Annotated in this window: 19 protein-coding genes; 10 read left to right on the top strand and 9 right to left on the bottom strand. The window is 69.9% G+C overall.

Annotated elements, in window-relative coordinates; genetic code table 11:
- Positions 1-59 precede the first annotated feature (59 nt).
- The 3 genes from AB0M35_RS11900 to AB0M35_RS11910 all read left to right on the top strand — a co-directional run bounded on the left by AB0M35_RS11900 (position 60) and on the right by AB0M35_RS11910 (position 4645).
- Entirely contained in the window at positions 60-833 is a 774-nt protein-coding gene (locus AB0M35_RS11900; RefSeq protein ID WP_363744331.1) for an ABC transporter ATP-binding protein, read from the top strand.
- Positions 834-836: 3 nt separating this feature from the next.
- On the top strand, positions 837-3362 hold the full coding sequence (locus AB0M35_RS11905; RefSeq protein ID WP_363744333.1) for an FtsX-like permease family protein: 2526 nt from the start codon (positions 837-839) through the stop codon (positions 3360-3362).
- A gap of 80 nt (positions 3363-3442) precedes the next feature.
- Positions 3443-4645: a serine hydrolase domain-containing protein gene (locus AB0M35_RS11910; RefSeq protein WP_363744335.1), complete on the top strand. Its 1203-nt coding sequence runs from the start codon at positions 3443-3445 to the stop codon at positions 4643-4645.
- Between the two features lie 57 nt (positions 4646-4702).
- Here AB0M35_RS11910 and AB0M35_RS11915 read toward each other — a convergent pair whose 3' ends face one another.
- On the bottom strand, positions 4703-5875 hold the full coding sequence (locus AB0M35_RS11915) for a glutathione-independent formaldehyde dehydrogenase (RefSeq protein WP_363744336.1): 1173 nt from the start codon (positions 5873-5875) through the stop codon (positions 4703-4705).
- Positions 5876-6050: 175 nt separating this feature from the next.
- Between AB0M35_RS11915 and AB0M35_RS11920 the strand changes: the two genes are divergently transcribed.
- Positions 6051-6926, top strand: a complete 876-nt coding sequence (locus AB0M35_RS11920; RefSeq protein ID WP_363744338.1) for an alpha/beta hydrolase — start codon at positions 6051-6053, stop codon at positions 6924-6926.
- 18 nt (positions 6927-6944) lie between these two features.
- Here the strand turns inward: AB0M35_RS11920 and AB0M35_RS11925 are convergent, their stop codons facing one another.
- Positions 6945-7541: an XRE family transcriptional regulator gene (locus tag AB0M35_RS11925; protein WP_363744340.1), complete on the bottom strand. Its 597-nt coding sequence runs from the start codon at positions 7539-7541 to the stop codon at positions 6945-6947.
- A 96-nt stretch (positions 7542-7637) separates the two neighbouring features.
- Here AB0M35_RS11925 and AB0M35_RS11930 point away from each other — a divergent pair, with 96 nt between their 5' ends.
- Entirely contained in the window at positions 7638-8345 is a 708-nt protein-coding gene (locus AB0M35_RS11930; RefSeq protein WP_363744342.1) for a class I SAM-dependent methyltransferase, read from the top strand.
- A gap of 79 nt (positions 8346-8424) precedes the next feature.
- Here AB0M35_RS11930 and AB0M35_RS11935 read toward each other — a convergent pair whose 3' ends face one another.
- Genes AB0M35_RS11935 through AB0M35_RS11950 form a run of 4 tightly spaced genes read right to left on the bottom strand, consistent with a single transcriptional unit; the run spans position 8425 to position 12111 of the window.
- Positions 8425-9312 carry an AMP-binding protein gene (locus AB0M35_RS11935; RefSeq protein WP_363744344.1) on the bottom strand — a complete coding sequence of 296 codons (888 nt, stop codon included), beginning with the start codon at positions 9310-9312 and terminating at the stop codon, positions 8425-8427.
- On the bottom strand, positions 9309-9773 hold the full coding sequence (locus tag AB0M35_RS11940; RefSeq protein WP_363744346.1) for a MaoC family dehydratase: 465 nt from the start codon (positions 9771-9773) through the stop codon (positions 9309-9311). The genes AB0M35_RS11935 and AB0M35_RS11940 overlap by 4 nt, the downstream gene beginning before the upstream one ends.
- Entirely contained in the window at positions 9770-10942 is a 1173-nt protein-coding gene (locus AB0M35_RS11945) for an acyl-CoA dehydrogenase family protein (RefSeq protein ID WP_363744348.1), read from the bottom strand. The genes AB0M35_RS11940 and AB0M35_RS11945 overlap by 4 nt, the downstream gene beginning before the upstream one ends.
- 20 nt (positions 10943-10962) lie before the next feature.
- On the bottom strand, positions 10963-12111 hold the full coding sequence (locus AB0M35_RS11950) for an acyl-CoA dehydrogenase family protein (protein WP_363744350.1): 1149 nt from the start codon (positions 12109-12111) through the stop codon (positions 10963-10965).
- 89 nt (positions 12112-12200) lie between these two features.
- On the opposite strand from AB0M35_RS11950, the gene AB0M35_RS11955 reads away from it, so the two are divergent.
- From AB0M35_RS11955 to AB0M35_RS11975, 5 genes are all read left to right on the top strand, one after another.
- Positions 12201-12866 carry a TetR/AcrR family transcriptional regulator C-terminal domain-containing protein gene (locus tag AB0M35_RS11955; RefSeq protein WP_363744352.1) on the top strand — a complete coding sequence of 222 codons (666 nt, stop codon included), beginning with the start codon at positions 12201-12203 and terminating at the stop codon, positions 12864-12866.
- Between the two features lie 43 nt (positions 12867-12909).
- Positions 12910-14328 (top strand): aldehyde dehydrogenase family protein, encoded by a 1419-nt coding sequence (locus tag AB0M35_RS11960; protein ID WP_363744354.1) that lies wholly within the window; start codon positions 12910-12912, stop codon positions 14326-14328.
- Between the two features lie 8 nt (positions 14329-14336).
- Positions 14337-15401 (top strand): zinc-binding dehydrogenase, encoded by a 1065-nt coding sequence (locus tag AB0M35_RS11965; RefSeq protein ID WP_363744356.1) that lies wholly within the window; start codon positions 14337-14339, stop codon positions 15399-15401.
- 1061 nt (positions 15402-16462) lie between these two features.
- A complete protein-coding gene (locus AB0M35_RS11970; RefSeq protein ID WP_363744358.1) occupies positions 16463-16945 on the top strand; it encodes a hypothetical protein in 483 nt (160 codons plus the stop codon).
- Positions 16946-17161: 216 nt separating this feature from the next.
- Complete coding sequence (locus tag AB0M35_RS11975) at positions 17162-17749, top strand: GIY-YIG nuclease family protein (protein ID WP_363744360.1); 588 nt, start codon at positions 17162-17164, stop codon at positions 17747-17749.
- Positions 17750-18152: 403 nt separating this feature from the next.
- Here AB0M35_RS11975 and AB0M35_RS11980 read toward each other — a convergent pair whose 3' ends face one another.
- The 3 genes from AB0M35_RS11980 to AB0M35_RS11990 form a co-directional block, all read right to left on the bottom strand.
- Positions 18153-19340 (bottom strand): helix-turn-helix domain-containing protein, encoded by a 1188-nt coding sequence (locus AB0M35_RS11980; RefSeq protein WP_363744362.1) that lies wholly within the window; start codon positions 19338-19340, stop codon positions 18153-18155.
- A complete protein-coding gene (locus AB0M35_RS11985; protein WP_363744364.1) occupies positions 19330-19491 on the bottom strand; it encodes a hypothetical protein in 162 nt (53 codons plus the stop codon). Before AB0M35_RS11985 ends, AB0M35_RS11980 begins: the two co-directional genes overlap by 11 nt.
- A 168-nt stretch (positions 19492-19659) precedes the next feature.
- The gene (locus AB0M35_RS11990) at positions 19660-20775 is read right to left on the bottom strand and encodes a helix-turn-helix transcriptional regulator (protein WP_363744366.1); all 1116 of its coding nucleotides are present in this window, start codon (positions 20773-20775) and stop codon (positions 19660-19662) included.
- Positions 20776-20909: the final 134 nt, after the last annotated feature.

Here is a 20909-nt window from a genome sequence, read left to right on the forward strand (position 1 = left end):
TATCGCCATAGCTTTTTCGTGTACTCAACCTGCTGAGATACACGGAGAGGCCGATACTCATGCCCGCCTACGTTGGACAATCCGCCGAACCGGCGGTCCGCGTCGGACAACTCACCCGCACCTACGGCACCGGCCCACAGGCGGTCACCGCGCTCGCCGGCGTCGACGTGGAGTTCCACCGTGGCACCTTCACGGCGGTGATGGGGCCGTCCGGCTCCGGCAAGAGCACGCTGCTGCAGACCGCGGCCGGTCTGGACCGGCCCACGTCCGGGCAGGTGTGGATCGGTGACCAGGAGCTGTCGCGACTGTCGGAGACGAAGCTGACCAAGCTACGTCGCAGCCGGATCGGCTTCGTCTTCCAAGCCTTCAACCTGATCGGCGCGTTGACCGTCGAGGAGAACATCCACCTGCCCCTGCGGCTGTCCGGCGCTCGTCCCGATCCCGGGTGGCTCGGACAGGTGGTCGAGCGGGTCGGGCTCGCCGATCGGTTGCACCACCGGCCGGCCGAGTTGTCCGGCGGGCAGCAGCAGCGGGTCGCGATCGCCCGGGCCCTGGCGATGCGCCCAGAGGTGATCTTCTGTGACGAGCCGACGGGCGCACTGGACACGCAGACCGCCGCCGAGGTGCTGGCCCTGCTGCGGTCGGTGGTCGACGAGAACCAGCAGACGGTGATCATGGTGACCCACGACCCGGTGGCCGCCTCGTACGCCGACCGGGTGATGGTCCTCGCGGACGGCCGGATCGTGCAGGACATGCCGCAGCCGGGTGCGGAGCGGATCGCCGAGCAGTTGGCGCTGCTCGGGCGTCGTCAGCTCGTCGCGCAGGGGAGCTGAACCATGCTGGGACTGGCTGTCCGGATGCTGCGGCACCGGATCGGAAGTGCGGTCGCCACCCTCGTCGCCCTCGCCTGCGGCGTCATGATCCTGATGTCGATGGGCGTGCTGGTCGAGTCCGGGTTGCGCTACACGCCCGCGACCCAGCGGTACGCCGCCGCCGACATCGTCGTCGCGCACCGCGACATCACGATCACCGGTAAGGAGTTCGACGGTACGACCATCACGACGACGGTGCCACTGCCCGAAGGTGGGACGGTGCCGGTCGCGTTGGCCGAGCAGCTCCGGCAGGTGCCCGGAGTCGCGACCGTCGCCGTCGACCACTCGCTGCGGGCGGTCGTACCGACCGTGGCGACGCAGGACACGGTCGCCCACGGTTGGAGCAGTGCCGCGCTCACGCCCTACCGGACCGTCGCCGGCGGCCGGCCGGGCGCGGACGACGAGGTCGCCATCGACATCCGGCTCGCCAAGGCGGCCGAGGCCGAGGTACGCCCGGGCGACCGGATTCCGGTCCTCGTCCGTGGTGGAGTCCAGGAGTACAAGGTCAGTGGCGTGGTGGAACGCGCGGTCGACGGCGACTGGCCGTCCGCCCTCTTCTTCACCGACCGCCATGCCGCCACGCTGAGCCCGCACTCGGGCCAGGCCGCAGCGATCGGGATCGTGACGGCACCCGGCACGGACCCGTCCGCCGTGGCGACCGAGGTCCGAGAACTGTCCGCCGAGGCCGGGGCGAAGGTGTACATCGGCGCCGAACGCGGGAACCTGGAGCAGGCCGAGGCCCTCGCGGCGCGTGACCTGCTGGTCCAGCTCGGCGCGATCTTCGGCGGCTACGTGGCGGGGCTCGTCGTGTTCGTCGTCGCCGGCACCGTCGGGCTGGCGGTCCGTCACCGCCGCCGCGACCTCGCCCTGTTGCGGGCGATCGCGGCAACGCCGGGCCAGGTACGGCTGATGATCCTCGCCGAAGTCGTGCAACTGAGCATCGTCGCGGTCGTGCTGGGCATACCCGCCGGGCTGTTCGTGACCGACCGGGTGCACCGGCAGTTGATCGCGCGGGGGTTCATCCCCGACGGCTTCCCGCTCAGCGGTGGCGTGCTCTCCGCCGTTGCGGTGACGGTCGCGACGGTGCTGGTGGCGGTGACGGCGGCACTGATCGCCGCCCGACGCACGGTACGGATCCGCCCGACCGAGGCACTCGGCGAGGTCTCCGTGGAGCCGCCGCGCAACAGCCGGATCCGGCTGATCGTCGGACTGCTCACGCTGGGCGGTGGGGGCGCGCTCACCATGGTCACCACGGCTGCCCGAGGACCGGCCGCACTCGGTGCGGCGCTCGGCATGGTGTACGTCCTCGTACTCGCCGCCGCCCTGCTCGCGCCGTGGATCAACCGGTACGCCGCGCAGGCACTCGGCCCGGTGTTGCGTGCCGTCTGGCGAGACAGCGGATATCTGGCCGCGGCGAATCTGCGGGCGAACGCGCAGGGCATGGTGACCGTGTTGACCGCGCTGGTGCTGTCGGTGGGCTTCGGCGGTTCGGTCTGGTTCCTCCAGGACAACCTGCAACAACAGACCATCGCCCAGAGCCGTGACGGGATGCTGGCCCAACACGCGCTGGTGTCGGCGGTCGGGCTTGCGGAAACCGCCGTGACGGACGCCCGCAGGGTGCCCGGAGTGATCGCCGCGACCGGCATTCGGCGTACCTCGGTGATCACGCGGGTGATGGGTGAGCCCCAGGCCGTCGGTGCGCAGGGCATCGACCCCGACGGCGCCGACGAGACCTTGGACCTCAAGGTCACCGAGGGCCGGCTCGCCGACCTTCGTGGCGCGACCGTGGCGTTGTCGACTCTTCAGGCCTCGTCTCAGGGGGCGAAACTCGGCGACCGGGTCTCGATGTGGTTGGGCGACGGTACGCCGGTGACGTTGCGGGTCGTCGCCCTCTACGAACGCGGCCTCGGCTTCGGTGACGTGACCCTCAACCGGGAAACGGTCGACGGTCACACCGCGACCGACCTCGACGACCAGGTCCTGATCCGGACCGAGGCGGACGCCACCGCCCTCGCCGACCTAGTCGACCGTCACCCGGGCAGCGCCCTGATCGACACGGCGGCGATCAACGGTGAGCTGGCGAAGGATCTGGCGATCAGCGCCTGGCTGAACAAGTTGCTCATCGGCGTCATGGTCGGCTACGCCGCCCTGGCGGCCGCCAACACGATGGTCATGGCCGCGCTGGCCCGGGGCCGCGAACTGGCCCTGCTTCGCCTGGTCGGCGTGACCAGGCGTCAGGTCAAGCGGATGGTGCACGCCGAACAGGTCGGCCTGCTCGGCACGTCACTGCTCATCGGCGGCGCGATCGCCGCTGTCACGTTGGTCTCGGTGGTCCGGACGCTGACCGGGCAACCGGTGCCCTACGTCCCGACCGCCGGCTGGATATCGATCATCGGTGGCACCGCGCTGCTCGCGCTGGCCACCACCGTCCTTCCCATCGGCGCCCTCCTGCGCACCCCGCCGGTCGACAGCATCGGCGTGAAGGAGTGAACGCGAGTCAGGACGGCACGGAGTTCGTTTCGCGGATCGATGCACGTCGCGTCCGATCCGAAAATTCCCAGGGAGGTTCTGTGTCACCGCAAGCTACCGAGAAGTCCGGCGCCCGACGCAAGGGGGTCCGTGCCGCCCGACGGGGCACGGCGCTGCTGGCGGCCTTCGCAATGATCGGGTTCGGCGTGGTCGGCGTACGGCTCGCTGATCCGGCGGCAGCCAAACCGCAGAAGGACACCATCCAGGCGAGTCTGAACGAGTTGGTGCGGGCCGGTGTCGCACCCGGGGCACTCGCCTCGGTACGTGACCGCAACGGTCGGATCACCAACTACACCGCCGGGGTCGCCGACCTTCGCACCAGGGCGAAGGTCCCCACCGACGGGTACGTCCGCATGGCGAGCAACACCAAGATGTACGCCGCCGTCGCCGTCCTCCAGCTTGTCGACGAGGGCAAGGTCAGCCTCGACGAGCCGGTCAAGACGTACCTGCCGGGGCTCGTTCGCGGCACGGGCTTCGACGGGCGGAACATCACGGTCCGGCACGTGCTGGACCACACCAGCGGTCTGCCCGGCTACGACATGCCGCACGTCTTCGAGTGGCGCGACCGGTACTTCGAGCCGCGCGACCTGCTCGACTCGGCATTCGCCAAGGAACCGACGAGCCCGGTGCCCGGCACGACGATGCACTACAGCAACACCAACTACATCCTGGCCGGCCTGCTCGTGCAGAAGGTCACCGGACGGCCGATCAGTGAAGTGATCACCAAGAAGATCCTCGACCGGGCCGGGCTGCGGAAGACCTACTGGCCGGGCGTCGGCGACCAGGGCATCCGCCGGCCGCACGCGAACGGTTACCTCCCCCACCCCGAGACCGGGCGTTGGACCGAGATCACCCGGCTGGATCCCTCCATCGGCTGGGCCGCCGGGCAGATGATCTCCACGCCGAGCGATATCAACCGGTTCCTGGTGGCGTTGCAGAACGGCAAGCTGATCAAGCCGGCGACGCTGGCACAGATGCGTACCGGCAACCCGTTCTACCCCGGCGGCGAGGCACTGCCCGACCTGGTGTGGCACTACGGTCTCGGCACCGTCGGCTTCGACCTCAGCTGCGGCGGTCGGGCGTGGGGACACGGCGGCGACATCGACGGATACTCCAGCCGCACCGCGATCACCGCGGACGGCCGCGCCGTGACCCTCGTGGTGACCGCCGACTCCAGCCCGGTGGAAGACGGCATCTTCCAGGTTCTCGACGCGTTCGACGCCGCGCTGTGCGCCGGCCGGTAGCCGTACGCTGACCCGCCGCCCCTGCGTGACCCGCGCAGGGGCGGCTGCGCTGTCTCGTCAGGGGTGCAGAACCGCCTTGATCACGTCCTGCCGCTGGTCGAACCGTCGATAGAAGTCGGGGGCGTCGTCCAGGCTGCCGTGGTGGGTGATGATCCTGCCGGGTCGGGCCCGGCCGGCGGTCACCAGGTCACGCAGCAGCCGGGTGTAGCGGCGATCATGGGTACGCCCGAATCGCACCGCGACGCCCTTGGCGAAGAACGTGCCCCACGGTGCGTTGAGGTGCCCGTCGCTGGTGCCCCCCGCCTGGGGTGTGAGGTCCTTCTCCGGGTAGACACCGGCGACGGCGATCGCGCCACCCGGATCGACCAGGCGGGCCGCGTCGGCCAAAACCTGGTCGGCGCGCTCCCGGTCGGGGTGGGCCCGGTCGTGGGCCTGGAAGCCGACCGCGTCGATCACCTTGTCCACACCCGGCAGCTTCTCCTCCCCCAGCGGCAGGCCGTCGCGGGCCCGGTCCGCGCGGATCTGCTCGACCGGATCCCCCTGGCGGAAGTCGATGGGTACGGCCCCCAGTTCTTCGGCCTTGTTCAGCCGGGCGTCGACGTGGTCGACGCTGTACACGGTGCGGGCGCCGAGCAGGCCGGCGGAGTACGCGGCGAGCAGTCCGATCGTGCCGGCGCCGAACACGGCCACGGTGTCCCCGGCGTGGACGTCGGCGAGGGTGGCCGCCGCGTGCCAGCCGGTGACGAACGCGTCGGCGAGCAACACGAAATCGTCCTCGTACGCGTCACCCGGCTCGCCCGGCACGGGCAGGCAGTTCGCGTCGGCCCACGGCACACGCAGCAGTTCGGCCTGTGCCCCCGGATACGGGCCCATGCCCACGTAGCCGTAGGCGGCGCCCGGACCGCCGGGCCGGGCCCGAAGGCACAACGCGGACAGGCCACGGGCACACATGGCGCAGACACCGCAGAACAGGTGGGTGGGCACCACCACCCGCGTCCCCGGACGCACCGTCTGCACCGCCGATCCCACCCGCACGACCACACCCAACGGCTCATGACCGAGGACGAGGCCGGGCTGGGCGCCCGTTCGCCCGTCGTACATGTGCAGATCCGTGCCGCACAGCGCGGTGGAGGTGACCTGCACGACCGCGTCGGTCTCCTCCTGCACCGTCGGCTCGGGTACCTCGCACACGTCGACACTGCGCACGTCGCGGTAGACGACACCTCTCATCCTCACGCCCTTCTCATCGCTGGACCGCAGCCGTCGGACCAGCGGCGAGGTGCAAAATGTATGGGCTAATCCTGATACAGATGGCGAGGCGGTCGGGCGATATCGGCTCAAGCCAGCCACGATGGGTTGGTCAGTGCGGCATGGCGGTTCGCGCCGGTGCATCAAGGAGGACGCGATGCAGGCAATCCAGAAGGTCCGCCATCGACAGGCCGACGTCGACGGCCTGTCGGTGTTCTTCCGCGAGGCCGGGCGGCCCGACCTACCGACCGTACTGCTGCTGCACGGGTTTCCCAGTTCGTCGCACACGTTCCGCGCGGTCATGCCCACCCTCGCCGACGTCGCGCACGTCATCGCGCCCGACCTGCCGGGTTTCGGTATGTCGTCGTCGCCGACCATCGACCACTACGACTACACCTTCGGCAACCTCGCGCAGACGATCGAGGACCTCCTCGACCAGCTCGCGGTCGATCGTTTCTTCGTCTACCTGCACGACTTCGGCGCACCGGTGGGCTACCACCTGGCCACCCGCTCCCCGGCACGGATCCGCGGCCTCATCGTCCAGAGCGGCAACGCGCACGACGACGGCCTCGGCGAACAGTGGGACAGCGCCAGGGCGTACTGGGCCGACCCGACCGAGGACAACCGCGCCGCTCTGCCGGACTGGTTGAACTTCGCCGGCATCCGCGACCAGTACCTCGCCGGGCTGCCCGAGAACCTACGCACCCTGTACGCGCCCGAAGCGTGGCACCTCGACTGGGCGCGCATGAGCCGTCCCGGCAACATCGACGCGCAGTTCGCGCTCTTCACCGACTACGCCAATCACGTCGCCCGCTTCGACGAGATCGCCGACTACCACCGCACCCACCAGCCGCCGGCGCTCGTGCTGTGGGGACGACACGACCCGTACTTCGACGTCGACGAGGTTCTCGCCTACCACCGCGCCCTCGAACGCATGGACGCACACGTCTACGACAGCGGACATTTCCTGCTGGAAACCCATGCGGCCGAGTGCGCCGAACTCATGCGGGCCTTCGTGCTCGACAACGCCTGAGCTGACTGCCGTTGTCGGCTACTCGGCCGCCCGGGCCTTGGGTGCTGCCCGGACGTGCACGCGTTCGCCCTGCCGGCCGACGAGGCTGAGGTACTCGACCGGGCCGGCGCTGGTGGCACCGAACCAGTGCGGGGTGAGAGTGTCGAACTCCGCGGCTTCTCCGGGTCGGAGGATGAGGTCGTGCTCGCCCAGGACCAGGCGCAGGGTGCCGTTGAGGACGTAGACCCAGTCGTAACCCTCATGGGTGCGCAGGTCGGGCTCGGCGTCGTCGTCCCCTGTCGGGAGGATGAACTTGTAGGCCTGGATGCCTCCGGGCCTGCGGGTCAGCGGCAGGATGGTGGATCCGTCGCGGCAGGCGATCGGGCGCAGATTGATCCGAGGGTTGCCGGTCGGCGGCGCGTCGACGAGTTCGTCGAGGGTCACCCCGTAGGCACGGGCGAGCGGCAGGAGTTGTTCCAGGGTGGGCCGCCGCAGGCCGGCTTCGAGGCGGGAGAGCGTACTGGTGGAGATGCCCGTCTCGGCGGCCAGGTCGGCCAGGGTGACGTCGCGGCGCTGTCGTAGCTGCTTCAGCCTCGCCCCGACCGCGTCGAGCGTGCGGTCCGCCGCCTCGTCCATGCCCCCAGTTTGCCATTCGGCAACGGGCTTTGCCGTCCGGCTTCGCGCTTGTCACCATCGCCGAAGCAGGCAGGACGCACGGAGGAGGACGACCCGATGACCCACGGCTTCGACAAGGCGTACTGGGAGCAGCACTGGCGGCAGGCAAGCGCCGCCGGCACCGGATCCATGGCCGCGAACCCGCCGAACCCGTACCTTGCTCGGGAGACCAGCGAACTCGTGCCGGGTACGGCGCTGGACGCGGGGTGCGGTTCCGGTGCCGAGGCGATCTGGCTCGCCCGACGCGGATGGCAGGTGACCGCAGCCGACATCTCCTCCGAGGCCCTCGCCCGTGCCGCCGAACGCGCGGCCGCGAGCGGCGTGTCCGAGCACCTGCGGTGGGTCGAGGCGGACCTGAGCGTCTGGCATCCGGGCGAGCGGTTCGACCTGGTGACGACTCACTACGCCCATCCGGCGATGCCACAGCTGGAGTTCTACGACCGGATCGCCGGATGGGTGGCCCCGGGCGGCACCCTGCTGATCGTCGGCCACCTGCACACCCACGACACGACCGACGGCGCCCCGGGGCACGACCACGACCCTGCACACGGCCACGGTCAAGGGCACGGCCAGGGGCACGGGCACGGGTCCGGGCAGCACCCGCCGGCTGAGGCGTCGGCCACCGCCGCGGCCGTCACGGCTCGGCTGGACGACACCGCCTGGGAGGTCGTCACTGCCGAGCAGTGCCACCGGACGCTCGTCGGCCACGGAGGGCGGGAGGTCCGCCTCCACGACGTCGTCGTACGCGCTACCCGGCGCCCTTAGCCAGCGGCGCCCAGGAGTCTCTCGTCGACGAATGGCAGCAGGCCAGGTGGGCCGGCTGCACGGGCGCTGATCGACTCGGTCACCGAGCTGCCGTACACCGCCATCGGTGCCTGCACCGTCGGCCGCCGCGCCATGACGACTCTCCCCCGGCCACGTCGACGCCGGTGGCGAAGACGGTCGTGAACCGCTGTCGCAGGGACGGCGGTAGGGGTGCCCTGCTGACGCAGCGACGCAGCCGGGGCAGGGTCTGCCGGCCCCGTGCCGCGTCGAGCAGGGCCGCGTACATCGCCGGCGTGCCGTGGAAGACGGTGACCTCCTCGCGGAGCATGAGGTCGAGCGCCGCCGGGCCGGTGAAGCGGCTCAGCAGCACCAGCGTCGCCCCGGCCCGGAAGGTGCCGGTCAACGCGACACCCTGGCCGAACCGGCCACCCAGCGGCAGACAGCTGAGCACCACGTCGGTGTCGTCCGGTTCGGTCTCGGTTGCGCCGGCCGGGTCGGCGTCGACGTCCGGGAAGGCGGTGGCGCGGCCGGGAACCGGGTCACCGAGGTCTTCCAGCCGGGGTACGCCGGACGGGCCCCGGGCCGGGCCGACGGTGAGCAGCGGCACGTCGGCCCGTGCGCTGACCCGCCGCCCGGCGGCCAGTTGCGAGGTGTGACAGACGAGCACCCTCGCGTCCCGTGCCAGGCGGACCGCCTGCGGCCCGGCGGGCACACCGATCGGCACGGCGAGGGCACCGGCGGCGAGGGCGCTGAAGTAGACCCGGGGAAAGTCGACCACGTTCGGTGCCAGCAGGGCCACCCGGTCACCGCCGCGTACCCCTGCGGCACGCAGCCCGGCGCCGTAGCAGCGGGCCTCCCACCACAGTTCGGCGTACGTGACGCGGACCCGACCGTCGACGACGGCAACGGTGTCGGCGTGCCGAATGGCGGCCCCGGCCAGCACGGTCGCCGGGGAGAGCGCGGTCATCGGGGCGGTTCGGTGTACAGCCGGCTCACCGTCTCGGCCACGCAGACCGGCTTGCCGCCACCGTCACTCTCCACGGTCGCCGTGGCGACCAGCTGCGCCCCGCCGTCGAACGCAGTGACCTGGTCGATGGTGGCGACGACCCGCACCGCGCTGCCGACGCGTACCGGCGCGGGAAAGCGGACCCGGTTGAGGCCGTAGTTGATCCCCATCCGTACCCCGTCCACCCGGTACAGCTGACCGACCAGGGCGGGCAGCAGGGAGAGCGTCAGGTAACCGTGGGCGATGGTGCCGCCGTACGGCCCGACCGCCGCCCGTTCCTGGTCGAGGTGGATCCACTGGTGGTCGTCGGTGGCGTCGGCGAACAACTCGACCCGGTGTTGGTCGACCGGGAACCACGGGCCGGGGCCGAGCCGCTCACCGACCGCGTCGGCCAACTCGTCGATGCTGGCGAAGCTCCTCATCCCAGGTGTCCTCCGAGTTTGGTGTAACCGCGCAGCAGGTCACGGGAGATGATCAGTCGTTGCATCTCGTCGGTGCCCTCGAAGATCCGATACAGCCGCACCTGCCGGTACCAGCGTTCGATCGGCAGTTCCCGGGTGTAGCCCATGCCGCCGTGGATCTGCATGACCCGGTCGACCACCCGGTTGACCATGCCCGCGCCGTAGAGCTTCGCCATCGAGGAGGCGTGCCTGGGGTCCATTCCGGCGTCGACCGTCCAGGCGGCCCGCAGGATGAGCCAGCGGGCGGCTTCCAGTTCGGTCTCCGAGTCGGCGATCATCCACTGGATGGCCTGGTTGGTGCCGATCTTGGTGCCGAAGGTCTCCCGGGTGTTGGCGTGGTCGATGGCCATCCGCAGCGCGCGTTCGGCGATGCCGACGGCGTGTGAGGGGATGGTGTAGCGGCCCTTGCCGATCCACTGCATGGCGAGGGTGAAGCCCTGGCCCACCTCGCCGAGGATGTTGCGGTGCGGTACGCGTACGTCGTCGAAGAACAGCGACGCCGGGCCGCCCTCGCCCATGGTGGGGATGAACTCCGACCGCCAGCCCATCGCCCGGTCCACCAGGAAGGCCGTCGCCCCGCCGTCGCGGGCACCCCGCTCGGGGTCGGTGACCGCGATGACGATGGCGAAGTCGGCCTCGTTGCCGCCGGTGATGAAGGTCTTCTCGCCGTTGAGGATCCAGTCGTCGCCGTCACGGCGGGCGCGGAAGCGGATGTTTGCGGCGTCCGAGCCAGCCCCCGGCTCGGTGATGGCGAAGCAGGAGTTCCGTTCACCGGCGATGGTGGGCAGCAGGAACTCCTGCCGCTGCTCCTCGGTGGCGTAGAAGAGGATGTTGTCGGCCTCGCCACCGAAGCGGAACGGCACGAAGGTGCGGCCGATCTCGGTCCAGATCAGCGACTGCATGACGGCGGGCAGGTCCATGCCGCCGTACTCCTGCGGCGTGGCCAGGCCCCAGAAGCCGAACTTCTTGGCCTTGAGCTGCAACTCGCGCAGCTCGGAAGGTTCCAGGCCGGGCTGGTGGGCCCGTTCCCGGCGCAACAGTTCCTGCTCCAGCGGCATGACCTCGCGGGTGATGAAGTCGCGGGCGGTGTCGCGGATGGCCCGTTCCTCGTCGGACAGCCCGAAGTCCATGTGCTCACGGTTCCTTTCGGTCAGAAGGCGTTGACGCCGGTGAGCGCCCGCCCGATGAGTAGCTGCTGGATCTGGCTGGTGCCCTCGTAGAGGGTGGTGACACGAGCGTCGCGCAGGTATTTGCCGACCGGGTACTCGTCGATGTAGCCGTACCCGCCGAAGACCTGGATGGCGTCGTTGGCCGCACGCACGGCGGCCTCGCTGGCAAACAGTTTGGCCATCGACGCCTCGGTGGCGTACGGCTGACCCCGGTCGATCAGGTCGGCCACCCGCCAGACCAGCAGCCGCGCCGCAGCGGTGTCGACGGCGATGCGGGCCAGCAGTTGCTGCACGAGTTGGTGTCCGGCGATGGGTTTGCCGAACTGGGTGCGGGTGCCGGCGTAGTCGACGGCGGCGTCCAGGCAGCCCTGGGCGATGCCGACACATCCGGCGGCGACCGACATGCGTCCCTTGGCGAGGGTGCCCAGCGCCAGCCGGAAACCGGCACCGCACTCGCCGAGGCGGGCGGTGTCGGGCACCCGTACGCCGTCGAGGACGAGTTCGGCGGTGGCCTGTCCGCGCAGGCCCAGCTTGCCCTTGATCTCGGATCGGGACAGACCAGGGCTGTCGGTGGGCACCAGGAACGCGGTGATGCCCCGGTGACCTGGGCCGCCGGTGCGGGCGAAGAGCAGCACGACGTCGGCGGTGGTGCCGTTGGTGATGAACGTCTTGCGGCCGGTGAGCAGCCAGTCGTCGCCGTCGCGGACCGCGCGGGTGGTCAGCGCCGCCGCGTCCGAGCCGCTGTCCGGTTCGGTCAGGGCGAAGCAGCCGAGCGCAGTGCCCGAGCAGAGCGCGGGCAGCCACTGTTCGCGTTGCTCCGGGCTGCCGTGAGTGGCGATCGACTTGGCGACCAGGCCGAGGGAGACCGACACGATGCCGCGTACGGCGGAGTCGCCTCGGCCGAGTTCCTCCAGCACCAGGCAGTACGCGAGATGGTCGCCGCCGGATCCGCCGTACTCCTCGTCGATGGTGAGGCCGAGGAAGCCGACGTCGCCGAGTTTGCCGACGATGCCGGGGTCGACCGCCTCGCGCCGGTCCCAGGTCGCCGCGTGCGGCACCACCTCGCGGTTGACGAAGTCGGCGGCGAGTTCCCGGACCGCGACCTGCTCGGCGGAGAGGTGAAGGTCCATGCGATTAAACTAGCGCTGCAAGTTTTATGCTGTCCAGACCCCGGTGTGCGACAGTTCCCCGCGAGCCACCGATCCGAAGGAGGACGCCCATGCCCCGGCCTCGACAGGCGCTGCTCAGCCGGGAGCGGATCGTCGAGACCGCCGCCGCGTTGATCGACGCCGACGGACTCGACGCGTTCTCCACCCGGCGGCTCGCCGCCGCGCTCGGCGTACGCGGGCCCTCGCTGTACAACCACTTCGCCACCAAGGACGAGATCCTCGACGCGGTCGCGGACAGCATCACCGGCCAGGTGGACGTGTCGTTCTTCGGCGAGGTCGACTGGCGGGAGGCACTGCGTCGCTGGGGGTACGAGTTCCGGGCCGCCCTGGCGGCGCATCCGAACATCGTGCCGCACCTGGCCCAGGGTCCCGGTCGACGTCCGGCGGCACTGGCCATGGCCGACGCGGTCTACGGCGGGCTGGTCGCGGCGGGTTGGCCGCCAGCCCGGGCGACGCACATCGGCGCGCTCATGCGCTACTTCGTGACGGGTTCGGCGCTCGGGTCCTTCGCACGGGGCTTCGTGGAGGACCCGGGGCTCTACGCCGAGCAGTACCCACACCTGAGCCAGGCCCACCGCCTGGCCGAGCACCAGCAGCGCGTCGACGAGGGCGCGTTCGCCCTCGGCCTGGAGGCACTCATCGAAGGGCTGTCGCACACCTACGAGCGCCTCGTAGGTCCACTTGCACCCCTCCCGCCGGAGGGCCGGACGCACTAGAGTCCAAACTTGCACCGCTAGTTTTAGGTCGAGGTGGAGGCGCATGGAATCCGTACGGACCGATTTCTACCTCGACGGAGGCTGGGTGCCCGCCGAGGGCCGGCAGTCGCTGGAGGTGCACAACCCCAGCACCGAGCAGGTCATCGGCACGGTCCCGGCCGGCACGGCCGACGACGTCGACCGAGCGGTGGCCGCCGCCCGGGCTGCCTTCGAGGGCTGGGCCGCGACCGACCCCGCCAACCGGGCCGCCCACCTCGACCGGCTGCACGCCGAGTTGACCGCCCGCGGCGACGACATCGCCCGCACCGTCGCCACCGAACTCGGCACCCCGCTGAAGATCGCCACCCGCGTCCAGGTCGGACTGCCACTGACCGTCCTGCGCAGCTACGTCGACCTGGCCGCCCAGCCGCCGGCGCCGCAGACCGTGGGCAACTCGCTGGTGGTCCACGAACCCGTCGGCGTGGTCGGGGCGATCACCCCGTGGAACTACCCGCTGCACCAGATCGTCGCCAAACTCGCCCCCGCGCTCGCGGCCGGATGCACGCTGGTGCTCAAGCCGAGCGAGCTGACCCCGCTGACCGCGTACCTGCTCTTCGACGCCATCCACGCCGCCGACCTGCCACCGGGCGTGGTCAACCTGGTCACCGGCACCGGGCCGATCGTCGGCGAGGCTCTCGCCGGCCACCCCGACGTGGACCTGGTCTCCTTCACCGGCTCCACCGCCACCGGCCGACGCATCGCGCACCTGGCCGCCGACCGGATCGCCCGAGTCGCGTTGGAACTCGGCGGCAAGTCGGCGAACGTCATCCTCGACGACGCCGACCTGACCGCCGCGATCAAGGTGGGCGTCGGCAACGCGATGCTCAACTCGGGGCAGACCTGCACCGCGTGGACCAGGATGCTGGTGCACCGCGACCGCTACGACGAAGCCCTCGACCTGGCCGCCACGGCGGTCGCCAGCTACCGGCTCGGCGACCCCTTCGACCCGGCCACCCGACTCGGCCCCCTGGTCTCCGCGCAGCAACGCGACCGGGTACGCGAACACATCGCCCGGGGCCTGGCCGACGGCGGCCGACTCGTCGCCGGCGGACCGGACGCCCCGGTGCCGCAGCGCGGCTGGTTCGTCGCCCCGACGATCATCGCCGACGTCGACCCGGACGGCGCCCTGGCCCAGGAAGAGGTCTTCGGGCCAGTCCTGGCGGTCATCCCGGTCGACGACGACGACCACGCCGTACGGGTGGCCAACAACTCCCGCTACGGGCTGGCCGGTGCGGTCTGGTCCACCGACGAGGAACGCGCGGTGCAGGTGGCCCGCCGGTTGCGCACCGGCGCCGTCGACATCAACGGCGCACCCTTCAACCCCCTGGCACCGTTCGGCGGCTACAAGCAGTCCGGCCTCGGCCGCGAGCTGGGCACCCACGGGCTGGCGGAGTTCTGCGAGCTGAAGGCGATCCAGCGGTGAGGGGCCTCGTGGCCAGGGCCGCTGGCACTCCCCCGCGCGTCGAGCAGGTCGACCTGCCCGACCTCGACACCGGGCAGGTACGGGTAGCGATCCGGGCGGCCGGCGTCTGCCACTCCGACCTGTCCATGGTGGACGGCACCATCGCCGCGCCGTACCCGCTGCTGCTCGGCCACGAGGCCGCCGGCGTGGTGACCGAGGTCGGCGACGGCGTCGACCGGGTCGCGGTCGGCGACCACGTCGTGCTCAACTGGGCGCCACCCTGCCGCACCTGCTGGTCCTGCACCCACGGCGAACCCTGGCTGTGCGAACACACCGGCACCCCGGCCACCGATGCCGGGCACACCATCGACGGTGAGCCGCTGCACGTCACCCTCGGCCTCGGCGCGCTCGCCGAACAGGTGGTGGTGCCGCAGCACGCGATGGTGGTCGTACCGGCAGACCTGCCCTTCCCCACCGCGGCGCTGCTCGGCTGCGCGGTGCTCACCGGCGTCGGCGCGATCCGGCGGACCGCCGCCGTGCGCCCCGGCGAATCGGTCGCCGTCATCGGCCTAGGTGGCGTCGGCCTGTCGGCGGTCGCCGCCGCCCGCGCGGCCGGGGCCGCCACCGTCATCGCGGTCGACGTCTCCCCCGCCAAAGCCGACCTGGCCCGAGCCGCCGGTGCCACCGACTTCCTGCTCGCCGACGACACCCTCAGCCGCGCGGTGCGAACCCTGACCGGCGGTCGCGGCGTCGATCACGCAGTGGAGTGCGTCGGTCGGGCCGCCACCATCCGCACCGCCTGGCGGGCCACCCGCCGCGGCGGGCAGGTCATCGTGGTCGGCATGGGCGGCAAGGACGACATGGTCGCTCTCAGCGCGCTGGAGATCTTCCACTCGGCCCGGACACTGCGCTCCTCGGTGTACGGCTCCTCCGACCCGGACCGGGACCTGCCGGAACTGGCCCGCGCGGTGCTCGACGGCAGCTTCGACCTCGACTTCCTGGTCAGCGACCGGGTCAGTCTCGACGAGGCACCCGAGGCGCTCGCCCGGATGGCTCGCGGCGAGGGCGCCCGCACCGTGGTTCTGTTCGACTGACGCGCCTCCGGCTGCGAGGGGATCGATGTGGGCGTTGACCAGGAAGGGCTCTCGGCTCATCACGGTCGACGGTGTGGTCCACAGGTGGCGGGTGCGCGGGCGACCAACCTACGCCCAGGCACTCGGCTTCATCTTCACTGCGGCCTTCACGAGTCACCGCTCCCCTCTGTGCTGGGAGGCGCGGGACGGTTGACCTTTGGCTGCCACTCGTTACCCATAGCTGGACGGAGCGCGAACCAGTAAAACAAGGGCGTCCAGACAACCAACCAGACCAAGAACTCTGCTACTGGATTGCCTCGGTCGGGGGCAAGCCACACGAACAGGAGTCCTCCCGCCACGCCACTAGCAATCGCTATCGCCGTGTTACGCCATTTCTTCATCCCAAGATGATGCCTCGCACCCGGATGCAGGGGCCTTCCCTGCCTTGGTGTCTACCACGGCCAATGCGTGACCAGGTGGGCCGGATCGTCTTCCGGCGACACCACGAACCCGTGCTCGCATGCCCCGAACCGGTTCCTCCGACCACTCTTCCGATGCGAAGGGCACGGCGGCAGTATGTCCATGTGGTATCGACAAAGACAGAACAGCGGGCCCTTCAAGCGCGAGCGGCTTTAATTTTGGCAGCTCGCCGTCGCTCGCTTGTGACAACGTTGACCCCGTTCACGTCCGGGTCCTTGATGCCATCGCCGGTGGCTCACTCCCGCCTCGCCCGGATGGCGAGGACCAGCTACCCGGAGTCGCACTTCAGTCTCAACTTGAAGAACAGTTCCCCGATCTGGCCGCAGGTATCGTGCCGCTGATGTCTGCCCTTATGCGGCACGGCCTGGCGGAAGAGCGACTCAGCCACGCCGACGACAACGCTGCCTGGGCTGTGACACCCTTGGCCGAACTACCTGCCCTATCTACCAGCGGGAACGGGCATCGGCACCTGCTCGGAGCGCATCTCGCAGTACTGCGTGTGAGGGCTACAAGCCGAAGGGGCACCCGCGTTGGACGAGCAGCGGCTGACTTGCTGGGCGGAAGCGATCGAGGCGGCCACCGAGTGTGCGTTACGTGACGTCGTGTCGAGGTATCCGTTCAAACCGGACAAGCACACCGTGGGTCCGCCGGCATCGGAGTCGGATCTCGCCGCGCTCCGGCAGCGACTGCCGTGGATACCCGACGCCCTCCTCGCCGTCGCCAGATGGGTGGGCGCGGTCACCTTGCCCGACATCGCAAACGGCTACTTCATGTTCTCGCCGAGCTACATCCAGGGCATGCTGTACCACGACGACGGGATCCCGGACCGCATCGGCGAGCCGTTCGACGAGGACGTTGACGTGGTCATCTTCGGTGCCGACGGCGGCGGCGCCCTGTACGCCATCGCCGTGAGTGACGTCGGCACTGTCTACCGGCTGCGGGAATGCGGATACGAGCAGGGCACCTATTCGGGGTCCGCCGACTTCGGCGTCACCGTCGTCGCTGAGGACCTGGACGACTTCCTGGCCGCACTGCTGGCCGCCGTGGCTGCCTTCGCCCTCAACGGCAGCATCACCGACCTCTGAGTCAACCTCGCGAGCAGTCAGATCACGACTGCAACCCGCATCGTTCCAATATGCGCCCGACTCGACATCCCCTTCTGCCGCAGACAGCGCGCGGCTTGCTGATCGGCCTGTCAGTATCCGGAGCCGCCGATCGTGGCCCTGCCGGACCTTGTGTGGGCCATCCGCGTCCTTGCAGCCCCCGGCCCCGATCCGCCGAGGACGCCTAGGATGCTCTCGATGACCATTCCCCAAACCCGACCGGACGGTGCCCCCACCGACGGAACCCGGGTCGAAGAGGCCCTGCGACTACTCTGCGGCCCGCCGATCGAAGTCGATGTCGCCGTCAATCGGCTGAGCCGTGGCAGCGGTGTCTACGCCTGGTGGGCCGGTCCTTCGATCCTTCCCGACCTTCCCGGGCCACCGAACGAAAACGTCCCGTCGCTACGGCTGCTGTACCTCGGACGGGCAACCAGCCTGCGCGGCCGGATCCTGCGCAACCATCTGAGGCGTTCGGGCAGCTCGACTCTGCGCCGCACCTTGGCCGGGCTGCTGGTGTCCGAGGGATACCAGACGACCTGGACCGACCGTGTCGTCCTGATCCCTGAGGACGAGTCGCGGCTAACCGCGTGGATGTCCGCGCACCTGCGTTTGACCTGGGCGGAAGACGCAGAGCCGGCGACCATCGAGGCCGAACTTGTCCGGCGTTTGCACCCGCCGCTCAACGTGCGCGGCGTCGACCCCGAGCACCTCCAGGCGGCCGTGGTCGCCGCCAAGAACTCATACAACGCCAGCAGCCACCCGGACGAGCCCTCACGAACGCCGTAACCATCTACTCGACACCCGCGCCGGTGCGCTCTTATGGCCGAGCGGGCACGCAAGGCGGTTCGCACACTGCCAACCAAGGGCTCACGTATACCCAGGTCAGGGACTATCGGGGGACGATACTGGGACGAACCAGTGACCTCCTCGGTGTGAACTCACGGTGAGCCGGCCGGCTCGGTTTCGTGCGAGGTCATCCGGGCTGCTGGTGCTCGGTTCGGCCCGCTTCGGCTGACACGGTTGCTGTACTTCGCTGCTGGACTTCTTCCAGCGCTCGGAGGACGTCGGTCACCGACGCCCCGCACACCGGGCACCAGACTTCCTGCCCTGTCTGGGCGCGGTGGATTCGCCGGGCCGTGAGGGTAAGGCGGTTGCGGATCTGAGCCAGGGACAGGAATGGCGCGGTCATCTAGACCACCCCGAGGTCAAGAGCGAGCTGCGCGATCGTCGCGGGGGCGTCCGGGTCGCGGGCGACCTGGGCGAGCAACTCGCGTGCCGCCGGTCGGTGTCGGACCTCGGCCGACGCGATGCTGTCGGCCTGTATCAGCAGCCGAGCCGCGTTGGCTTGGTCATCGATCTGAAGGTACGCCCGAGCGGTGTCGACAAGGTGTGCGGCACGGTGTTCGACGGGTAGCCACCGCCAGCCGTCCCGCTCGACCGCCTCGGAATGTCGTGAAACCGCCCCGGGTCCGTCGCCCAGTTCGACAGCGGCGGCGACCCGGGCCAACTCCACGGCGGTCGGCCCGAACGCGGTCCGGTAGTAGTCGTTTCCGTCCCCGACCTGGGCAGCCATCTCGGCGGACTCGTCCAACAGCTCGCCAGCCACACGCTCGTCACCCGCCCCGGCCGCGATAAGTGCCGCCTGCACCAGCAGCGATCCACACAACGACAACTCCTGCGGTGATCCTGTCTCAAGGTCAGCAGGGGCAATCTGGTACGCGGCAGCCAGCATCACCGACCTGGCCCGCGCCGACGCCCGAAGGACCTGGCCGAGTTGCACCGCCGCACACGCCAGCAACACCCGGTCACCTGTCGCTGCCGCCATCGCGCGGTCCGCGGCCAGCCACGCAAGGTTCACCTCACCCAGCTTGACCAGCAGCGCCGCCGTCAGCCGGTACGCCTCCATCACAAGCACCCGAGCAGCTTCCGGGCCATGCGCCTGGGCGCGGTGGACCTCGGCCAACAGCGCCGGTATCAGCTCGACCAAGTGTGGGTACCGGGCGTACTGGTAGGTGATCCACCCGTGCTCAACTTCCCGGGCCAGCAGATCCGGCGACATCACGTCGCGGCGGGACCGGCTGCCCAGGGCCATTTCGTACGTCGCCAGCGCCGCCCGGATCCGGGCCACACCCTCACTGCGTTCAGCCAACTCAGTGGGCTTGACGTCACGACCCAGCAGGGTTGCGGTATCGACCCGCAGGACGGCGGCAACGTCCCGGATGGTCGACACCCGCTCCAACGACCGCACCCCACGCTCGACCTTGTCCACCCAACTCTTCGACTTGCCCAGACGATCCGCAAACGACTGCTGCGACAACTTCCGCCGCACCCGCAGATACGCCACGCGCCGACCGATCGGCACCGAGTCACCGGCCACCACGCCACCGCCGATCCGGAATCGCCCGAGTCGTTTCCTCGGCCGGTACCCGTTCTGCCTCGGCCTGCGCGAGAATCCGTTGCTTGGCCGCCTCCCGTTCCGCCGCCTGGATCTGCTCACCCCGGCTGCTGGACGAAGTGTTCTCGCTCATCCCCACCTCCGCTGGTAGGGGCGCGATGGTGCGCTTTACAAAAAAACCGATAGCGCCGCGCCCGGCTCCGAGCGGGTCATGCACTCTCGGTGTTTATGACCGTCGCAACCCGCCTCGGCCACAGCATTGGGTGATCAGCCGGTTACGATCCAGATGGCGCGCGTCCGGTCACGTGTCCATGGACGCGGACAGGCTGCGGACAAGAGCGGACAATCGACCGGACCGGTTCCGCGCGGCGATGGCCCGGACTCGCTCCAGCGACTGAGCCGCAGCGTCCCGCTCGTCAACGGCGAGTTGCGCACCGGCCAGGTGGTACACGTAGGTGCCGGTCCAGTCGGCCGAAGCCGAGTCGGCGCCCAAACCGGCGAGGCCGGCAGTCAACAACTCCACCGCCTGCTCGTGTTGACCCAGCGCAGCCCGGGTCGTTCCGGCCTCCAGGTCAAAGAACGCGCGGTCCCGGTAGTAGTCCCACGGCGGCATTTCGCCTACGTATTCCAGCGCAGCAATCGCCCGCTCGTCGGCTGCCGTCGTGGTGTTGATCGCCGTCCGCCGATCGCCAGCAAGGGCATACGCGCGGGCCAGTTGATAGTGGTCGTAGGCCACCTGCCCCGGCGATATACCGGTCTTCGACACAACTGCCCGAGTCACGCCAAGCAGCGCACCGACATCCCGCGTCTGCTCGGCCAGATAGGCGCGGAAGGACAACACCACACCCAACAGCGCATCGTGCCCGCTCTCCACGGCCCACTCCAACGCCTGATCAAGCCAGCGCCGCGACCACGCATGATCACCAGAGGCAATGCCCAGCCAACCTGCGAACTGCGCCCATTGCGCCGCCTGATGGACCAACCGCCCCCGCAAATCGTCGTGCGCCTCACTGGCTAGACGACTGACGAGATCCAGATTGGCCTGCACCGCTGGCATGACAGCAGCAGCACCGAGAACATCGTCAAGACGGCGCTGACTGGCCAAAAGATCCGCGAGCGCTTCGACCGTCGCCGGGTCAATCCGGGTCGGAAAACGAGCGGCGAAGGCAATCCGGGCGGCCCCATCGTCGGGCAACTCGGGCGGACGGGCCAACGCGACCAATCGACCACCCGCGCCGAGCGCATCGTCCAACCGTCGTGCCACGTCATCGCTCGGCTGTCGTCGCCCAGTCTCCAGGTCGTGAAGCTGGCTCTTGCTCTGGTACACCACCTGCGCGAGAACCCGAAGCGAAATCCGCGCTCCCGCACGCAGCCGGCGAAGCTCCGCACCGAAGCGCGGGTCAGCAATGGACGACACGGCGCACTCCCAGGTAGAGGGCTGGGGCGGCGGTCCCGCCGGCCTCTACCCCGACGGGCTGCCACACCGGACGGTACACCTCGATTCCACAATGGGTGACCACACGCGCCGACCGGACAACACCTAGGTCCGAT

The organism is Micromonospora sp. NPDC051196 (assembly GCF_040682415.1).
Classification (GTDB): domain Bacteria; phylum Actinomycetota; class Actinomycetes; order Mycobacteriales; family Micromonosporaceae; genus Micromonospora.